Origin of the sequence: Ciceribacter azotifigens, from assembly GCF_048159625.1 — a bacterium.
Classification (GTDB): domain Bacteria; phylum Pseudomonadota; class Alphaproteobacteria; order Rhizobiales; family Rhizobiaceae; genus Allorhizobium; species Allorhizobium azotifigens.
In genome coordinates this window covers 1-16,922 of sequence record NZ_JBLQTA010000002.1, presented here as the reverse complement: position 1 = coordinate 16,922, position 16,922 = coordinate 1, and the positions used below count along the sequence as shown (strand labels likewise).

At 66.4% G+C, this 16,922-nt stretch carries 16 protein-coding genes; 5 read left to right on the top strand and 11 right to left on the bottom strand.

The window, feature by feature from the left end:
• Positions 1 to 771 (top strand): trans-aconitate 2-methyltransferase, encoded by a 771-nt coding sequence (gene tam, locus ACM6UT_RS02980; RefSeq protein WP_416795892.1) that lies wholly within the window; start codon positions 1 to 3, stop codon positions 769 to 771.
• Between the two features lie 425 nt (positions 772 to 1,196).
• Here the strand turns inward: tam and ACM6UT_RS02975 are convergent, their stop codons facing one another.
• Together ACM6UT_RS02975 and ACM6UT_RS02970 are read right to left on the bottom strand one after the other, a co-directional pair.
• A complete protein-coding gene (locus tag ACM6UT_RS02975; protein ID WP_416795891.1) occupies positions 1,197 to 3,983 on the bottom strand; it encodes an EAL domain-containing protein in 2,787 nt (928 codons plus the stop codon).
• A 2-nt stretch (positions 3,984 to 3,985) separates the two neighbouring features.
• A complete protein-coding gene (locus ACM6UT_RS02970) occupies positions 3,986 to 4,981 on the bottom strand; it encodes a FecR domain-containing protein (RefSeq protein WP_416795890.1) in 996 nt (331 codons plus the stop codon).
• A 219-nt stretch (positions 4,982 to 5,200) separates the two neighbouring features.
• Here ACM6UT_RS02970 and ACM6UT_RS02965 point away from each other — a divergent pair, with 219 nt between their 5' ends.
• On the top strand, positions 5,201 to 6,025 hold the full coding sequence (locus ACM6UT_RS02965; RefSeq protein WP_416795889.1) for an aldo/keto reductase: 825 nt from the start codon (positions 5,201 to 5,203) through the stop codon (positions 6,023 to 6,025).
• Between the two features lie 184 nt (positions 6,026 to 6,209).
• Here ACM6UT_RS02965 and ACM6UT_RS02960 read toward each other — a convergent pair whose 3' ends face one another.
• The 3 genes from ACM6UT_RS02960 to ACM6UT_RS02950 form a co-directional block, all read right to left on the bottom strand.
• The gene (locus ACM6UT_RS02960) at positions 6,210 to 7,607 is read right to left on the bottom strand and encodes a transporter substrate-binding domain-containing protein (protein WP_416795888.1); all 1,398 of its coding nucleotides are present in this window, start codon (positions 7,605 to 7,607) and stop codon (positions 6,210 to 6,212) included.
• A gap of 288 nt (positions 7,608 to 7,895) precedes the next feature.
• Complete coding sequence (locus tag ACM6UT_RS02955; protein WP_416795887.1) at positions 7,896 to 8,285, bottom strand: hypothetical protein; 390 nt, start codon at positions 8,283 to 8,285, stop codon at positions 7,896 to 7,898.
• Entirely contained in the window at positions 8,278 to 8,454 is a 177-nt protein-coding gene (locus tag ACM6UT_RS02950) for a hypothetical protein (RefSeq protein ID WP_416795886.1), read from the bottom strand. Before ACM6UT_RS02950 ends, ACM6UT_RS02955 begins: the two co-directional genes overlap by 8 nt.
• Before the next feature lie 82 nt (positions 8,455 to 8,536).
• Between ACM6UT_RS02950 and ACM6UT_RS02945 the strand changes: the two genes are divergently transcribed.
• Positions 8,537 to 10,093: a helicase HerA-like C-terminal domain-containing protein gene (locus ACM6UT_RS02945; protein WP_416795885.1), complete on the top strand. Its 1,557-nt coding sequence runs from the start codon at positions 8,537 to 8,539 to the stop codon at positions 10,091 to 10,093.
• A 20-nt stretch (positions 10,094 to 10,113) separates the two neighbouring features.
• Here ACM6UT_RS02945 and ACM6UT_RS02940 read toward each other — a convergent pair whose 3' ends face one another.
• The 5 genes from ACM6UT_RS02940 to ACM6UT_RS02920 all read right to left on the bottom strand — a co-directional run bounded on the left by ACM6UT_RS02940 (position 10,114) and on the right by ACM6UT_RS02920 (position 13,770).
• A complete protein-coding gene (locus ACM6UT_RS02940) occupies positions 10,114 to 10,467 on the bottom strand; it encodes a hypothetical protein (RefSeq protein ID WP_416795884.1) in 354 nt (117 codons plus the stop codon).
• The gene (locus ACM6UT_RS02935; protein WP_416795883.1) at positions 10,464 to 11,357 is read right to left on the bottom strand and encodes an ATP-grasp domain-containing protein; all 894 of its coding nucleotides are present in this window, start codon (positions 11,355 to 11,357) and stop codon (positions 10,464 to 10,466) included. Before ACM6UT_RS02935 ends, ACM6UT_RS02940 begins: the two co-directional genes overlap by 4 nt.
• Complete coding sequence (locus ACM6UT_RS02930) at positions 11,354 to 12,196, bottom strand: hypothetical protein (RefSeq protein WP_416795882.1); 843 nt, start codon at positions 12,194 to 12,196, stop codon at positions 11,354 to 11,356. The genes ACM6UT_RS02935 and ACM6UT_RS02930 overlap by 4 nt, the downstream gene beginning before the upstream one ends.
• A gap of 8 nt (positions 12,197 to 12,204) precedes the next feature.
• A complete protein-coding gene (locus ACM6UT_RS02925; RefSeq protein ID WP_416795881.1) occupies positions 12,205 to 12,588 on the bottom strand; it encodes a hypothetical protein in 384 nt (127 codons plus the stop codon).
• Positions 12,589 to 12,702: 114 nt separating this feature from the next.
• On the bottom strand, positions 12,703 to 13,770 hold the full coding sequence (locus tag ACM6UT_RS02920) for an acyltransferase family protein (RefSeq protein ID WP_416795880.1): 1,068 nt from the start codon (positions 13,768 to 13,770) through the stop codon (positions 12,703 to 12,705).
• Positions 13,771 to 14,046: 276 nt separating this feature from the next.
• Between ACM6UT_RS02920 and groL the strand changes: the two genes are divergently transcribed.
• Positions 14,047 to 15,666 (top strand): chaperonin GroEL, encoded by a 1,620-nt coding sequence (gene groL / locus ACM6UT_RS02915; RefSeq protein ID WP_416795879.1) that lies wholly within the window; start codon positions 14,047 to 14,049, stop codon positions 15,664 to 15,666.
• Between the two features lie 3 nt (positions 15,667 to 15,669).
• Here the strand turns inward: groL and ACM6UT_RS02910 are convergent, their stop codons facing one another.
• The gene (locus tag ACM6UT_RS02910) at positions 15,670 to 15,924 is read right to left on the bottom strand and encodes a hypothetical protein (protein WP_416795878.1); all 255 of its coding nucleotides are present in this window, start codon (positions 15,922 to 15,924) and stop codon (positions 15,670 to 15,672) included.
• Positions 15,925 to 16,069: 145 nt separating this feature from the next.
• Here ACM6UT_RS02910 and ACM6UT_RS02905 point away from each other — a divergent pair, with 145 nt between their 5' ends.
• Positions 16,070 to 16,750 (top strand): phosphatase PAP2 family protein, encoded by a 681-nt coding sequence (locus tag ACM6UT_RS02905; RefSeq protein ID WP_416795877.1) that lies wholly within the window; start codon positions 16,070 to 16,072, stop codon positions 16,748 to 16,750.
• The last annotated feature ends 172 nt before the right edge of the window (positions 16,751 to 16,922 follow it).

The window sequence follows — 16,922 nt, the reverse complement described above, 5'->3', positions numbered from 1 at the left end:
ATGGTGTGGTCGGCGGAACAATACCTGAAATTCGAGGACGAGCGGACACGGCCCGCGCGCGACCTGCTGGCGCATGTGCCGCTCGCTGAGGCGAAACTCGCCTTCGATCTCGGCTGCGGGCCGGGAAATTCGACCGCGCTCATCGTCGAGCGCTTCGGCGGCCACGCGGTCACCGGGCTCGACAGCGACGCCGACATGCTGGCGAAGGCCCGTGTGCGCCTCCCGGAGACACCCTTCGTCACCGCCGATCTCTCGACCTGGGAACCGCCGCGCGACGTCGACCTCTTCTATGCCAATGCCGTGCTGCAATGGCTGCCGGGCCATCTGGCCCTGATGGAGCGGCTGATGGCGCACCTGGCGCCGGGCGGCGTGCTCGCCGTGCAGATGCCGGACAATCTCGACGAGCCCTCCCATCGCGCGATGGAGGCGACGGGGGCCGCCGGCCCCTGGCGGGAGGTCTTCGCCGGCGGACGCTTCCGCCGCACGCCGCTCCCCCCGCCTGCCGCCTATTACGACCGGCTGTCGCGCCATGCCCGCCGCGTCGACCTGTGGCACACGGATTACTACCACCCGATGGAAAGTACCGAAGCGATCGTCGAATGGGTGAAGGGCACGGGGCTTCGCCCCTATCTCGATGCGGCCGGCGCGGAGCATCGCGACGACTTCCTCGCGGAGTACACCGCCCGCATCGAGCGGGCCTATCCGCCGATGGCCGACGGCCGGCGGCTGTTGCGCTTTCCCCGGCTCTTCGTCGTCGCCGTGAAGGCGTGAGGGAGGTTCCGTGCCGGGCTCCTCTTCTCCCCTCGGGGAGAAGTGCCGAGCGCATGCGAGGCGATGAGGGGGCTGCCCGGCACAACTTTTGCGCTTCGCGCCCCCCTCATCCGGCCCTGCGGGCCACCTTCTCCCCGCTGGGGAGAAGAGGGAGCCCGTTTCGTGCGCCGCTCAAAATCCATATGCAATTTCCCTGCCGTGAAGGCTGAGGGGGATTCAGAACGCCGACAGCCCTCTGGCTGAGCTTTTCGGCCGCTTGTGGCAGACACTCCGAGCCGGTATCCTGTGCGATCACGTCCTTGATCGCAAAAGGACTCGTTCACGGCGCAGACGCGCCGTTGCTGGAACCCGGATCAGGTCCGGGGTGACGGAGGATGTGGAGCCGCATCAAACAAGGCGAGCCTTGTCAGAAAGCGTGCAAACCCTCACGCCCGCTTGCGGTCGGGCACGCGGGCGGCGGCGAGGCGGATGTCTTCGCCCGGCTGCGGCTTGCCGAAATAGTAGCCCTGCCCTTCCTCGCAGCCCATGGCGGCGAGCATCTGCCATTCCGTCTCGCCCTCGATGCCTTCGCAGACCACTTTCGCGCCGAAGCCGGCGGCGAGCGACTTGATGGCGCCGACGATCGTCAGGCTCGCCGGGTCGGTCGCGAGCCGGCGGACGAAGGACTGGTCGATCTTGATGAAATCGAGCGGGAAGCGGGCGAGATAGCCGAGCGAGGAATAGCCGGTGCCGAAATCGTCGAGCGCGATCTTCACACCGAGGGCGCGCAATGCGGCGAGCTGTCCGAGGATCTCGTCGGAAACCTCGAGGAAGGCCGATTCGGTGATTTCGAGGTGCAGCCGTTCGGGCGAAAGGCCGCTTTCGGCGAGCGCCTTCCTCACGACCGCGACCATATCGGTGCGGATGAACTGCAGCGGCGAGACGTTGACCGAGACGCTCAGGTTCTCCGGCCAGCCGGTCGCCTGCCGGCAGGCCTCCTCGACCACGAAGGCGCCGAGTTCGCAGATGAAGCCGCTCGCCTCGGCGATCTCGATGAATTCGAAGGGCGGGACGACGCCGAATTCCGGATGGCGCCAGCGCACCAGCGCCTCCGCACCGGTAAGGCTGCCGCGGGCAAGCTCCACCTGCGGCTGGTAGAGCAGGAAGAACTGGCCGGCGGCGAGCGCACCCTTCATCTCCGCCTCCAGCGCCCGGGCGCGAATCTGGCGGCGCGCCTCATCGGAATCATGGAGGCTGTAGCCGGAGCCGGCGCTCTTGCGGGCGTGGTCGAGCGCCGCTTCCGCCGCAGCCACGAGGCCGGCCGGATCGCGGCCCTCGCCGGAAACACAGATGCCGATGCGGGCGCCGATCTCGGCGACCGAAGGACCGAGCACGAAGGCGCGCGACAGAAGGCCGATCAGGTGCTCGGCGTATTCGGCCGGCGGCATGGCAAGGGCTGCCGAGGGTACCGCGACCGAGAAGCCGTCGCCTTCGCTGCGGGCGACCAGCGCGCCGCGCGGCGCATTCTCCTTGAGCCGCGCCGCCACCGCCTTCAGGAGGTCGTCGCCGGTCGAGCGGCCGAGCACCATGTTGATGGCCGCGAAACGATGGAGGTTGATCGCAAAGACCGACCAGTCGTCGCAAGCGGCGGCCTCCATCCGGCGGACGAGTTCGTCGCGGCGAAGCGCGCCGGTCAGCTCGTCATATTGCGAGAGCGCCTTCAGCTTTTCCTCGTAAGCGCGCTTGGCGGTGACATCGCGCACGGTCACGCAGGCGACATAGGGAACATCGGCGGGGTCCGCGGCCTCGTCCGCGGTTTCGAGGAGCGACACGGCAACGTGGCCCTCGAGATAGCGGCTGGCGCCGGCCTCCCGCAATTCCAGTTCGAAGCCGACCGGAGCCGAGCCCTTTTCCTGCCGCGCCCTTTCGAGCGCCGCCTGCATCGGCAGCGGCGCATTCGCGGTGAAGTCGGCAAGCAGGGCCCGATGAAGGCCGGGGCCGAAGATCGCCTCGGCGGAACGGCTGACCTCGACGAGGCGGCCCTCGTGGTCGAGGATCACCACGCCGTCGACGCTGTCGTCGATCACGCGGCGGAGCAGGGTCTGCGAATTGCGGCTCTCGAGCTGGGCGAGTGCGGCGAGCCAGTGGCCGATGTCGACATGCTCGATGAGGTAGAGCAGCAGGCCGGTCGCGAGCACGAGCTGGATGCCCGCGGTCGGCAGGACAAGCGAATAGTGGTGTTGCAGGAAGAAGGCCGCGCCTTCGACCGCGGCGGCCGTCAATCCGAGAAGCGGCAGCAGCAGCCAGCCGGACAGCGGCCGGCTGGAGCGGATCGACAGCACGAGGAGGCCGGCGATGACGAGCGCATAGGGCCTCGGATCGAGGGGGACGGGCACGCGGTCCTGCGCGAGCGTTTCGGCGCCGAGGATATGCAGCATCGGCCCGCCGAGCAGGCCGTAGACGGGGACGGCGAAGACGTCGTTCAGCTCCGCCGCATAGGCGCCGACGACGACGGAGCGGCCCGAGAGGGCATCCGCCGGCACCCGGCCGGAAAGCAGATCGGAAACGGAAAAGACCGGCACGCTCGCAGGCGAGATCGAGAAATCGATGCCGAAGCTCGCGGCCCGCGGCTCCGGCTCCCCGGCGAGCAGGGCTGCGACCGACTGCACCACCTGACCGTCGAGCATCACGCCATGGGGCAGGCTGCGCACGACGCCGTCGGGATCGGCGGCGACATTGGCGGCGGCGAGCCAGGCATTCGCCTCGAAATCCGGGAGCGGCCGCGAGACCACCGTCTCCGGCGTCTCGCCGGCAGCGGCGCGGTATTGCACGAAGGCGGGGAGCACGACGCCGCCGCCGGCATCGGCGAGCGCCTTTGCCAGCCGGTCGTCGGCCGCGGCGGTGGAGCGGGCGCTGAAATCGATGTCGAGGAAGATATCGGCGGCGCCGGCCGCGACCAGCCGGTCGACGATTTGCGCATGAACATCGCGCGGCCAGGGCCAGACGCCGACCGCGTCGAGGCTGCCCTTGTCGATGGCGACGAAGACGAACTTGCCGCCCGCCGCGCGCGGTGCCGCCGCCGCACGCCATTCGGTGAAAAAGAGATCGACGCCCCTGAGAACGCCGAGCGGAGGCAGCGCCAGCGGCATGACGAGAAGAAGGAGCGCGGTGAGCACGCTATAGGTGCCCGCCCGTCCCAGTCGCCGTGTCAGCCTGCGCAGTGCTTCCATCATCGTCAGCCGTGTTTCGGGGGCTTTTTGCCGTGGCCGCCCTTGCCGCCGTGGTCATCGCCACCCTTGTCGCCATGGTCATCGCCACCCTTGCCGCCGTGGCCGTCGTGGTCATCACCGTGACCGCCCCCTTGGCCGCCGCCGTGGCCGCCGCCATTGCCGTTGCCACCGGCGTTGCCATTGCCGCCACCATTGCCACCGGCATTGCCGTTGCCGCCGGCATTGCCACCAGCGTTACCCTTGCCGCCGCCCGCATTGCCGCCAACGGCATTGCCTGTGCCGGTGGTCGCTGCGGCCTCGTCGCCGCCGGTATTGCCGGTATTGCCGGTATTATCGGCCCTGTTCGTCTTCTCAGCCGCCGCGGCGATCGCATTCGGGCTCTTCGGCCCGAGCACGGCGACCTTGGCCGCTTTCGGCCCCACGGCGACGACGGCATGTTTCGGCCCGACGCCGACGACCTGCATGGCCCTGCGGCTCTTCGGATCGACGCTGACTCGCTGGCCCGGGCTCACATGGGTCTGCTCGCCGCGGGCGAAGCCGGTGACCTCGACGAGGCCGCGCTCGACGCCGACCGAGGCCTTCGTGCGGTCGACCCTGACCTCGAATTTCGTGCCCTTGACGACGGCCGCCAGGAACGGCGTTTGCACCGAGGTGTGCGGCACGCCGCGCGTCTCGATGTCGAAGAGCATCGATCCGTATTGCTGGGCGACCTCGGTCTTGCGCACGAAGAAGCCCGAGGTGGTGATCGAGGCGAGGCTGTTCGGCTGGAAGGTGATGCTTTCCTTGTTGCGCGTGAGGACCAGACGGCCGCGCGCGCCGGTGACGACCAGGGCCTTGTTCGGGATCGTCGTGCCCACCGTGACGGCGGTCCAGCTCTTGTTGTCGAGCGTGTACTGCACCGGCTGGCTCACCTTGGCGGCGACCCACTCGGCGGCATTGACGGCACCTGCGGAGACGAGAAGAAACAGGAAAACGGAAAACAATCTGGCCGAAAGAGACATAAACACCACTCCAATCTCAGGGGCATTGGAGGTAAAGCCCCTTAATCTTCAGTGAAGACAAGCGGGCTTCGGCGGACCTGCTTAAAACGGCGTAAACGGAACCTTTCGCATTCTCGCGAAGTCTCGGTCCTGACGGGCGGGCGGCCTTGATCCGGCGGCCAAAAACCGCGACCATGGCCCCAATCCGCCCGATGCCGCCGCAAGACCATGGAGAAGCCCATGCAGATCGTTTCCGCCAACGGCGCCGCCATTCCCGCGCTCGGCTTCGGCACCTTCCGGATGCCCGGCCCCGACGTGATCCGCATCCTGCCGCTCGCGCTGAAGACCGGCTTTCGCCACGTCGACACCGCGCAGATCTACGGCAACGAGGCGGAGGTGGGCGACGTGATCGCGACCTCCGGCATTCCGCGCGAGGAGATCTTCCTCACCACCAAGGTCTGGGTGGACCGCTTCGCGCGCAAGGATTTCCTGCCCTCCGTCGACGAGAGCCTGAAGAAGCTCAGGACCGATTATGTCGACCTGCTGCTCCTGCACTGGCCGAGGAGCCCGGTGCCGCTTGCCGAGCAGATCGGCTGCCTGAACGAGGTGGTGAAGGCCGGCAAGGCGCGCCATATCGGGGTCAGCAACTACAATTGCGCGCTGATGGGCGAGGCGGTGGCGCTTTCGCAAGCGCCGATCGTCACCAACCAGGTGGAATACCACCCCTATCTCGACCAGACGGAGGTCATCGCCGCCGCCCGCTCCTACGGCATGGCGATCACCGCCTATTACGCCATGGCCGACGGGCGCGTGCCGAAGGAGCCGCTGTTGCAGGACATCGGCGCCCGCCACGGCAAGACGGCGGCGCAGGCGGCGCTGCGCTGGCTCTTGCAGCAGCAGGGCGTGGTGGCGCTCACCAAGACGGCGACGGAAAGCCGCATCGCCGAAAACTTCGCCGTCTTCGACTTCCACCTCGACGCGCAGGAGATGGACGCGATCTCCGCACTCGCCCGCCCGGATGGACGGATCGTCAGTCCGGCGCATCTGGCGCCGAGGTGGGATTGAGGGGGCCTTGATCGGTCGACCGAGTTGGAACCGTGAGCTGATTGTCGGTTTGTTGGCGAAGGGCGGCGATTTGCTGCCCTTCCGCTGGGTCGAAATACCCAGTGCGCGGTAACGCCGCCGGCGTAGTTACCCCATACACAACTTCTTCGCCGCGTTTCTGGTGTGCCGCGGCCTCAATGCCTGCTTATTCGTTGCCGAAATATCGTGTCCTGATTTCCTCAAGTCGGCCGCTTTCATGCAGTCCGATGATCTCAACCGACAGCGGGCGCGTCAGTGCGCTGTCATTCGGCAGGCCAAAGGCATATTTGTCAGGCGCAAAGATCGGCCCGACCACTGTCAGCCCCCGCCCCGGGTTGTTGTGCGTATAATATTCCAGCACCGGAGCATCCCCCAGGACGGCGTCGACCGCACCGTCTGCAAGCGCATCGGCGGCCTCCTCGATATGCTGGACTGGCCGTGTATTGAGGCCCGCCTGCCGCGCATAATCTTCAGACACGCTGCCCGGCTGAACTCCGACAACCCGGCCGGGAAGATCGGCCACCGAATTGATCTGGTTGGTCAGCGTCAGGGCGGTCATCACGCTGGTTGCCGATGAGGTGACATAGGCAAGCACCGCGATGCCGCAGACAAGCCACAGGCCCTGCCATATCCGGCCCACCCAGCCAAACAGGTTCTTGCGCCATGGGGCCTTGCCGGATGTCGCCACCGACATGACCGTATAGAAGCTCTCGGCGATGCCATCGCGCCAGCGCTTCGGAGCATCCTGGTCGAATTTGCGGTCGAACAACGTGACGAGAATGGTTGCGAGAAGGATAAGGATCCCGATGCCCGCATAGGTCTGGAGGTGGCCGGATTCGTTCAGCCCTCGCAGCAGGTCGCCTGCGCTCGCGCCGCCATCCTGCCGGACCAGAATGCGCTGTCCGGCATCGAACCATGGATGCGTGAAATCGATGCGCTCTGCCCGTTCGCGTGTGACCGTCATGTTGCTGACGGCGATATCGACCGCCCCGGAAGCGGTCGCATTGACCAGCTCCCCGATGTTTTCATATTCGACGTAACGGCTGGCAATCCCAATCCTGCCGGCTGCAAGCTCCCACAGGTCGATTGCCATGCCGCCATAGCTGTCGCCCGATTTCGTCACGAAAGGCGGGTGCACATAGACGCCGACTGTCTTCACCCTGTCATTGTCCGGTTCCGGAACCATGGCCTGCTGGGCTGAGGCAGGGATGCATCCGAGCAGCGCAACAAGCAGAATGAGAGAGCGGAAGGCAGGCAGGAAAAGGCGACAGGTCATCAGAGGTGGCTCGGTTTGTCTGAACGGTTTCGGGCGTTTCGCTAAGTCGATTTCCGCCTCGATTGTGCTGCCACCATCATCGGTGTCAGCGCGTGGAAGCGCCATAGTGAGTATGCGACGATTGCCCCTCCGACGATAAAGGCCACGAACCACTTGAAAGTCATTCTTCCTCCTGCCTCGAGATTGCCGCTGTAGTGTCGGCAGGTCTATTCCTACCATCGGTAGAATATTATACGGTTCTTTGGCTTTCGTCGAAACGTCTGCGTGAAACGCGCGGCAAAAGATCACTACCGATGCGGAGGCCTGGATGTCAGGCGCACATTATAGGCGGATTTCACTGAGAATGGCGCGCCTCCACCTCCTCCGTCACTCCGGCCCTGAGCCGGAGTCCAGCAGCGGCGCGTCCGCGCCGCGAAAGAGTCTTTCGCGATCAAGGACTTGATCGCGCTGGATGCCGGATCAAGCCCGGCATGACGGCGGGTTTGTGCGTGCGCCGCGAACGCCCCCACCCCCCACCAAAAAAAACCGCCGGATCGCTCCGGCGGTTTCGTTCATTCCGGGAGGTTTCCGCCCCGATCAGACGAACTGGCTGAGCCCCGGGACGGAGGCGACGACTTCGTCGACCACCTCGGAGCCGGCGTATTCGCGGGCGGCGGCGATGGTTTCGCGCGAGAGCGAGGTGATCTCGCCCATGCCGAGGCCGAGCGACATCAGCTGCTGGCCGAGCCCCATGATGCCGCCGCCGCCGATTGCGCTCAACAGTCCGCCGATAAGGCCCTTGCCCTGGCCTTCGCCGTTGTGCTTGGCGACGAGGTCGACGGCGCCGGGGATCGCCTCGATCATCTTGGCGACCGGGCCGTCGGCCGCCTCGCGCTGGAGGAAGCCCAGCATCATTCCGACCGCCTTTTCGGCGACATCGGCGTCGATGCCGACATTGGTGGCGATGCGGTTTACGAGTTCATTCATGGTCTGCCTCCGTTTGAAATTCTGACGTGAACGTCAACGTAATTAATTCCGCCTGTGAACTCAAGCGCCGGAACCGCTCCCCACAGGCTTTTTCGCGCGCCGCGTCGGCTGCGCCGGGGAAGCGCAAGGTGAGCGCCGGGGGAAATACCGGGCTGTTGTCATGTTCCATACTATCCTTATAGTTACAACCTGTTGTTTGGATGAATGCGGGAATGCCGGGCGCCGCCCTCCCCCGCGAAAGACGAGGCCCCATGCTTGTTGACGGAAAGCTTTTCATCGGCGCCAGCCGCAACCCCGACGACAGCCTCAACAAGCCGGAATATCTGGAGCTGAAGTTCGGCAACCGCCACGGGCTGGTGACCGGGGCAACCGGCACCGGCAAGACGGTGACGCTGCAGATCCTCGCCGAAAGCTTCTCCGAGGCCGGCGTGCCGGTCTTCTGCGCCGACATCAAGGGCGACCTTTCCGGCATCGCAGCTAAGGGCGAGGCGAAGGATTTCCTCCTGAAGCGCGCCGAGGCGATCGGGCTTTCGCCCTACGAATTCCGCGCCGCGCCGGTGATCTTCTGGGATCTCTACGGCGAACAGGGCCACCGGGTACGCACCACCATCGCCGAGATGGGGCCGCTCTTGCTCTCGCGGCTGATGGACGCCTCGGAGGCGCAGGAGGGCGTCTTGAACATCGCCTTCAAGATCGCCGACCAGGGCGGGCTGCCGCTTCTCGATCTCAAAGACCTGCAGGCGCTCCTGAACTACATGGGCGAGCATGCGAGCGAGCTTTCGAGCCAGTTCGGGCTGATCTCCAAGGCCTCCGTCGGCTCGCTGCAGCGCGGGCTTCTGATCCTCGAGCAGCAGGGGGCGGAGAATTTCTTCGGCGAGCCGGCGCTTGCGATCTCCGACATCATGCGCACGACGAGCGACGGCCGCGGCACGATCTCGGTGCTCGCCGCCGACAAGCTGATGATGAACCCGAGGCTCTACGCCACCTTCCTGCTCTGGCTGCTCTCCGAACTCTTCGAGGAACTGCCGGAGGTGGGCGATCCGGAAAAGCCGCGGCTCGTCTTCTTCTTCGACGAGGCGCACCTGCTCTTCGACGACGCGCCGAAGGTGCTCGTCGACCGCATCGAGCAGGTGGTGCGGCTCATCCGCTCCAAGGGCGTCGGCGTCTATTTCGTCACCCAGAACCCGCTCGACGTACCGGAGACGGTGCTCGCGCAGCTCGGCAACCGCGTGCAGCACGCGCTGCGCGCCTATACGCCGCGCGAGCAGAAGGCGGTGAAGACGGCGGCCGAGACCTTCCGCCCCAACCCGGCCTTCGACTGCGAAACCGCGATCACCGCGCTCGGCACCGGCGAGGCGCTGGTCTCGACGCTGGAGGGCAAGGGCATTCCCTCGATGGTCGAGCGCACGCTCATCCGCCCGCCGGCCTCGCGGCTCGGGCCGATCACGCCGGCCGAGCGCCAGCAGCTGATGGCAACGAGCCCGGTTTCCGGCGTCTACGACCGCGATGCCGACCGGGAATCGGCCTACGAGATCCTCACCGAACGGGCGCGCAAGGCGGCAGAGGCGGAAGCCGCCCGCCGTGCCGAGGAAGAGGGCAAGGAGAGTGCCGGCGGCCGCTGGACGCTGCCGGGCTTCGGAGACGAGACCGAAGAGCAAACCAAGACGGCGAAGAACGGCACCCGCCGCAGCTCCGGCTACCAGCGGGAATCGGTACTGGAGGCGGCGATGAAGAGCGCGGCGCGCTCGGTCGCGACCTCCGTCGGCCGGGCGCTGGTGCGCGGCATCCTCGGCAGCCTGAAACGGTAGAGGATTTCCGCTTTCCGGCCTCAGTCGAGATTGCCGTAGACCACCTCGTCGCCGCCGATGTGGTGGCTGCCGCCGACATTGCCGTAGACCTTCGCGTCGCCCTCGACGACGGCATGGCCGTGCAGGCGGCCGTGGATCACGGCGTGCCCGCGGGCGACGGCGGAGCCGGAAACGATGCCGTAGACCTGGGCCTCCTCCTCGATCCGCGCCTCGCCATAGGCGAGCGAATCGCCGTGCAGCCAGCAGGTGCCGGCCTGCGACAGGTTTTTTTCCGACTGGACGAAGCCGCCGCTTCCGCCGTCGGTGCGGACGACGCGGTGGAGGATTTCGCCGCTTTCGAGCCGGCGGGTCTCATCGGTGATCCGGTATTTCATGGCACCCTCGACAATCGGTTGTAGAGACGGGTCGTGATACTCTCCTCGCCCCAGGGGGCGAGGTCGTAGCCGTGGTAGCCGGGCATGGGGTTCACCTCGATGACGAAGGGCCCCTCCCCGGTCAGGATGAGGTCGATGCCGGAAAAGCGCAGCCCTTCCGCCTCGGTCAGGTCGCAGAGGTCGGCGGCAAGGGCCGCGTCGATCGCCGCCGGCCGCATCTCGGCGCCGCCCTCCTTGCGGTAGTCGAGCGCCGTCGTCACCACCTCGACTGCAAAGCAGACGCCGTCGAGCACATGCACCCGAAGTTCCCGGCCGCGGAGCCGGGCCTGCGAGAGCACCGGCTCGGAGACGTCGGAGAGCGTGTCGCCGTCGAGGACGAAGCTCGGGGCGGAGCTGCAGTTCTTGATGACCCGGCCGGCAAGCGCATGGCGCGTCGTCATCAGCGTCGGCGGCAGCCGCACGACCCGGCGCGGCACCGCTGCAAGGGCGGCGACATGGAAGGGCTTGCACCAGTTGGTGCTCCGTTCTTCGGCGCGGATGACGTTCGGGTGGGCATCGCAAAGGGCGGCGACGACGGCACGCAGGGCCACGCCGCCGGCATCGGCGCTCCAGCCGTCGCGGATGTAGACGCCCGGCGCCGCCGCGATCCATTCGGCAAGCAGGCCAAGCGGAAGCCTGCCCTCCGCCACCGCCTCGATCGTCACCCAGCGCAGCGGCAGGCCCTCATCGGTCACCCGCTTGTGGAAGGCGGCAGCCGTCGGATCGCCGCTGACGCTGATGAGGAAGGGCGCACCGGTCGCTTGCGCCCCGAAATCCTCGGGCGGCGCCTCTTCGGACTGCCGCGCTCGGCCCATGCGATCCGTCCAGCCGTCGCGAAAGAGCACCGTCATCGGCTCACCATGTCGGCCAACGCCTCGGCAAGGCTATCGCCGGCCGGCCCCTCCAGAATGTCCGGGGAAAACTGCGGGACGACCGACCAGAAGACCGGTTGCCCGAGATAGCTGAAGACCAGCTCGCCGTAGTCAATGCCGAAGACGTGCCGGACGGCGGCGGTGAGTTCCGCGACCTCGTCGAGCGCCCGGTCCGGCAGGTGCATCTCCACCAGGCGGTCGCCCTCGGGGCGGAGAAGCGTAAGCACATCGCCGGCGAAGGCGCAGCACGCCGCTGCACCGCGTGGGCTTTGCACCGCCAGCCGCACCTCGTCCTCGCCCTCGCCGTCGTCGACACGCCGCAGCGAGCGGTCATAGAGACCGGAGACGAGAAGCCAGCCGTCGGCAAGCGTGCCGCCGTCGTGGACCTGCCATTGCGGGCAGGCAAGCCCCGCCCGCGCGCAGCGTGCCCATTGTTCCGGCAGAGAGACCATGTAGGCGCAGGCGCTGCCGGAGGTGCCGCGGTTCAGCGGGTTGCCGCAGGCCATGCGCAGCATGTGCAGGACGGCGGCGCGCTCGCAGGCGGAGAAGACGTCGCCGGATGCACCGGGATCGAGATCGGCAAGCGTGCCGGCGACCTGGCTCAGGAAAAGTGGCTGCATCGCACCCCGCGGGCGGATCCAGCCCTCCCCCGCCGGATCGCCGATCGGGACATGGATGTCGCCGAGGACGATCGCGTCGGTGTCGAGGGAGCGGCTTGCGAGGCCCCGCCGGCCGAGGTTTTCGCGCAAGAGCCGTTCGAGCGGCTCCGCGAGGTTCAGCAGCAGGACAATCCGCTCGTCGCCGGGACCATCGCGCATGGCAGGTTTCAGATCTTCGTGTGCCCGCTAAGGGTGAAGGCGCCCGCCGCAATGCCCGGATCGGCGGCGACGAGGTCCTTGATCTCGCCTTCGTCCTTCAGCGACAGGACGAGATGCACCGACCCGTCGGAAAGCCGCGTCACCGAATCCACGAGGCCGTAGGCGGAGGCCGCCTGCCAGTACTCGTCGCTCTTGCGCAGGAGATCGGCGGATGCGTCCGGCTTCTGCTTCAGGTCGACGCGGAAGAAGTGCCGCTTGAAATCCACCCGTCCCGCTCCGAACCGTTCCATAGGAAGGCTGATCGCCGCGATCCCGGCGAGCCGCGCGGCATCGTCCTTGCCATCTTTGCTGCCTTCCTTGCCGTCACTGCCGTCCTTGCCATACTGCGACATGTCCGTGCCCTCCGTTTGACCGACAAAGGCATAGCAAACAACGCGCAGCACGTAAACTTTTTAGTTGTATTAGCTTTTCATTTATCAATTTTGACGAGTCTATTTTTCAACCCCTCACGACGCGCGGCGGTCGAGCGCCGGGGCGAGCGGCTGCAGGAGGCGATAGAGCCGCGCTCTCAAGGCCGGCATGGCCGAGCGCTCCACCAGCACATGATAGGCGAAGGCGAAGGCGAGGATGCCGGCGACGGAGACGAGGATCGCGACCTCCGGCTGAACAAGTGCCGCGAGCGGGGGGATTGCGACATAGCCGACATGCTGGTGGACGAGATAGATCGGATAGGTGGCGCCGCCGGCGAGCTTCAGCGGTCCCCAGAACCGGCGCGGCAGGTCCATGCGGGCGATGAGCGCAAAGAGAGCGGCCCCGCCAAGGACGGCGACCGCGATCACCGGTCGCGACAGCGCACTGCCGTATTCGGCCTCGAACCAGGAGGCGGCGCTGAGCGACGTGAAGACGCCGTATGAGAGCGAGAGGCCGAGGAGCAGAAGGCGAATGGGCGTGACGCCCTTGCCGAGACGCTGGAACGCGATGCCGGCGACGAAGAAGCCGCTATATTCGGTAATCAGCGCATCCAGCAGCAGACGGACCTGGAAGAAGGCCTCGTTGGCGAACGAGAGCGCCAGCCAGCCGAAGGCGATCGCCTCGATGTCGTCCAGCCGGCGGATGACCAGCAGCAGGAAGACCCAGCCGTAGAAGACGAGTTCGAGCACGATCGACCAGTAGGCGCCGTCGACGAATGGCTCTCCGAGCAGCAGAGAGAAGACCATGAGATTGGCCCCGTACTGCTCGAGGCTCACCTCGAAGCGCGGATTGGCGGCAATGACGACGACGAGCGCGGTGACGGTCATCATCACGATGAAGGTCGGATAGATGCGGACGAAACGCGAGACGAAGAATTCGAGCGGCGTGCGGCCTTCGGCGGAATAGAGGATCACGAAGCCGCTTATGATGAAGAAGATGCTGACGCCGAGATAGCCGTAGGCCGCGGCACTCTTGAGCAGCTCCGGCAGATCCATCTGTGGCAGGTCGCCGACCGCCTCGCCGCGGAAGAGAAAGTGGAAGCCGACCACGGCCAACGCGGCGAGAAACCTCAGCCCATCAAGCCCGAAGAGGTGCCTTTCCATGGTCCTGACGCCCCCCGGCCGCAATCCGCGCCGCGCACGGGCGCATTCCCCCGCATCTTCTTTAGCGGGGGAATGTTAACAATCTACTTTGGGTGGAAACATTGAGACACCCGGACACGACTGCAACCTTTGCGACACAGGGAAGGCTTCGTCCCGAACGTGATCAGGATCAATGTTCTTCGAAGAAGCCTAATGTTATAAGGTGCTGATGGAACAGACTTTCCCGCAGCCGCCGGCGTCGGGCCTCGCCCTACCGGCATTTCGAGGACGTCCGGCATGGCGCATAAACAGGTTCTCTTTCGTGACGAAGCGCGCGCGAAAATCCTGCGCGGGGCAAGCCTCCTCGCCGACGCGGTGCGGATCACGCTCGGTCCGCGTTCGAAATCGGTGCTGATCGAGAAGAAGTGGGGCGTGCCGATTGTCTGCAATGACGGTGTGACGATCGCCAAGGAATTCGACCTCGAGGACGCCGAGGAAAACCTCGGCGCCCGCATGCTCCGGGAAGCGGCGGAAAACACCGGCGAGATGGTCGGCGACGGCACCAGCACGGCGACGATCCTCGCGCATGCGATCTTTTCCGAAGGGCTTCGCAACGTGGTCGCGGGCGCGAGCGCCGTCGACATCAAGCGCGGCCTCGACCGGGCGACGAAATGCGCGGTCGAGGCGCTGAAGACGCTCTCGCGGCCGGTCGCCACGACGCTCGAAAAGCAGCAGGTGGCGGCGATCTCCGCTCATAACGACGAGGCGATCGGGGCGCTGATCGCCGAGGCGATCGAGAAGGTCGGCGACGACGGCGTCATAACCGTCGAGGAGGCGAAGACGACGGAGACCCACCTCAACGTCGTCGAGGGCATGCAGTTCGACCGCGGCTATATCTCGCCCTATTTCATCACCAGCGCGGAAGACATGGAAGCCGTGCTCGAAGATGCCCGCATCCTCCTCTTCGACCGGAAGATTTCGGCGCTGATGGACCTCGTGCCGCTGCTCGAGCAGATCGCCAAGTCCGGCCGGCCGCTCTTGGTGATCGCCGAGGACATCGAGGGCGAGGCGCTTGCCACCCTCATCGTCAACCAGATCCGCGGCACCTTCCACAACTGCGCCGTCAAGGCGCCGGGCTTCGGCGACCGGCGCAAGGCGATGCTGGAGGATATCGCGGTGTTGACCGGCGCAAAGCTGATCTCCGAGGAGATGGGGGCCAAGCTCGAAAACGTGACGCTTGCCGAGCTCGGCTCGGCCGCCCGCGTCGTCATCGACAAGGAGACGACGACGATCGTCGGCGGCGCCGGCGATCCGGCACGGATCAAGGGCCGGATCGAGGAAATCCGCCGCCAGATCGACAAGACCACCAGCGACTACGACAAGGAGAAGCTCGAGGAGCGGCTCGCCAAGCTCTCCGGCGGCGTCGCCGTCATCCGCGTCGGGGCGCCGGCGGAGGCGGAGATGAAGGCGAAGAAGGACGCGATCGAGGATGCGATCAACGCCACCAAGGCGGCGGTCGCCGAAGGCATCGTGCCGGGCGGCGGGCTGGCGCTCCTGCGTTGCATCGGCACGGTGGCGGCGGAAGAGGAGAAATGCGCGGGCGACGAGCGCACCGGCGTCCAGATCCTCAAGCGGGCGCTGGAAGCCCCGGCGCGGCAGATCGCGCTGAATTCGGCGGTGGACGACGGCGTCGTCGTCGACCGGATGCTGCAGGGCTCCGGCGCCTATGGTTTCGATGCCGGGCGACGGGACTATGTCGACCTGATGGAGGCGGGCATCATCGATCCGACCAAGGTGGTGCGGGTGGCGCTCGAAAACGCCGTCTCCGTCGCCGGTATCCTGCTGCTCACCGAGGCGACGATGACCGAGGTGCGCGAGCCGGCGAAGCCGCCGGAAGCCGAGATGGGCGGCGTCTGAGATTCATCTCGGATCGCCGGACCTGCTCCTCCGCCACGCCCTGAAGAGCGCGATGCCGACGCCGATCGCGAAACCCGGCAGCGCCATGGCGACGGCGGAGGTCGCGGCCCCCATCTCGCAGCCGCCGGAATCGCCCGGCGTGCCGCAACGTGGGTCGAAGAGGTAGCCGAGCGACAGCGCCAGGATGCCGGTCAGGATCGGCAGGCCGATGAGGCCGATGAGCCCGAAGGCCAGCGATTGTGCAATCGTCTTCAGCATGCCACGTCCTCCCCCTTGCTTTCATCCGCAGACATAGCGCAATTCCGCGTGCCGGTGAACGGCGGATGTCGGCATGGCCTTGACCTCCCCGCCGTTCGCCGCCATCTGCAGGTTCGGGCTCAGGCAAGCGAAGACGAGGAGACGAATGGCCTTTCGCATCAACAACGGTTCGCTCTACCCCTATGCTGCCGGCGCCGTCGTCGCCGGCCTGCTTGCCGCCTTCGGCATGATCGCCGACGAGGTGAGCGAGGGCGAGACGCTCGGCCTCGACGAGGGCGTGCTGATGGCGCTGCGCACGCCCGGAAATCCCGCCGATCCGATCGGACCTGCCTGGCTCGAGGAGGCCGCCCGCGACGTGACCGCGCTCGGCAGCTTCTCTGTGCTGACCATTCTCGTGCTGGTCGTCGTCATCCATCTCTTCCTCATCGGACGGCAGCGGACCGGCTGGTTCGTCGCCTTCTCGGTGATCGGCGGGACGATCATGAGCACGACGCTCAAATCCTTCTACGACCGCCCCCGCCCCGACATCACCGGCATCGCCCGCGTCTTCACCGCGAGCTTTCCGAGCGGGCACGCGACGATCTCGGCCGTCGTCTACCTGACGCTCGGGGCACTGCTCGCCGAAATGGCGGAGCGCACCAGCCAGAAAGTGCTCTACCTCGGCTCGGCGATCTTCCTCACCGTCATCATCGGCGCAAGCCGCGTCTATCTCGGCGTCCACTACCCGACGGACGTCATCGCCGGCTGGTCGATCGGCGCCGGCTGGGCACTCGCCTGGACGCTCGCCGCCCACCTGGTGCGCAAGCGGATGAAGACGGAGGGGTGAGAAAGGGCGGCGGAGGGGATTGCCCTCCACGTTTCGAAATCAGGCGGCAAATGCCGACAAACGATACCGGCATGGGGTGGGCAGCCTTGCGCCAAGAGGAGACATTCGAGGACTGGATGGGCTAACCTGAACTGCCGCCCACATCACGGATGCGCTCATGCCGACCTTGGTT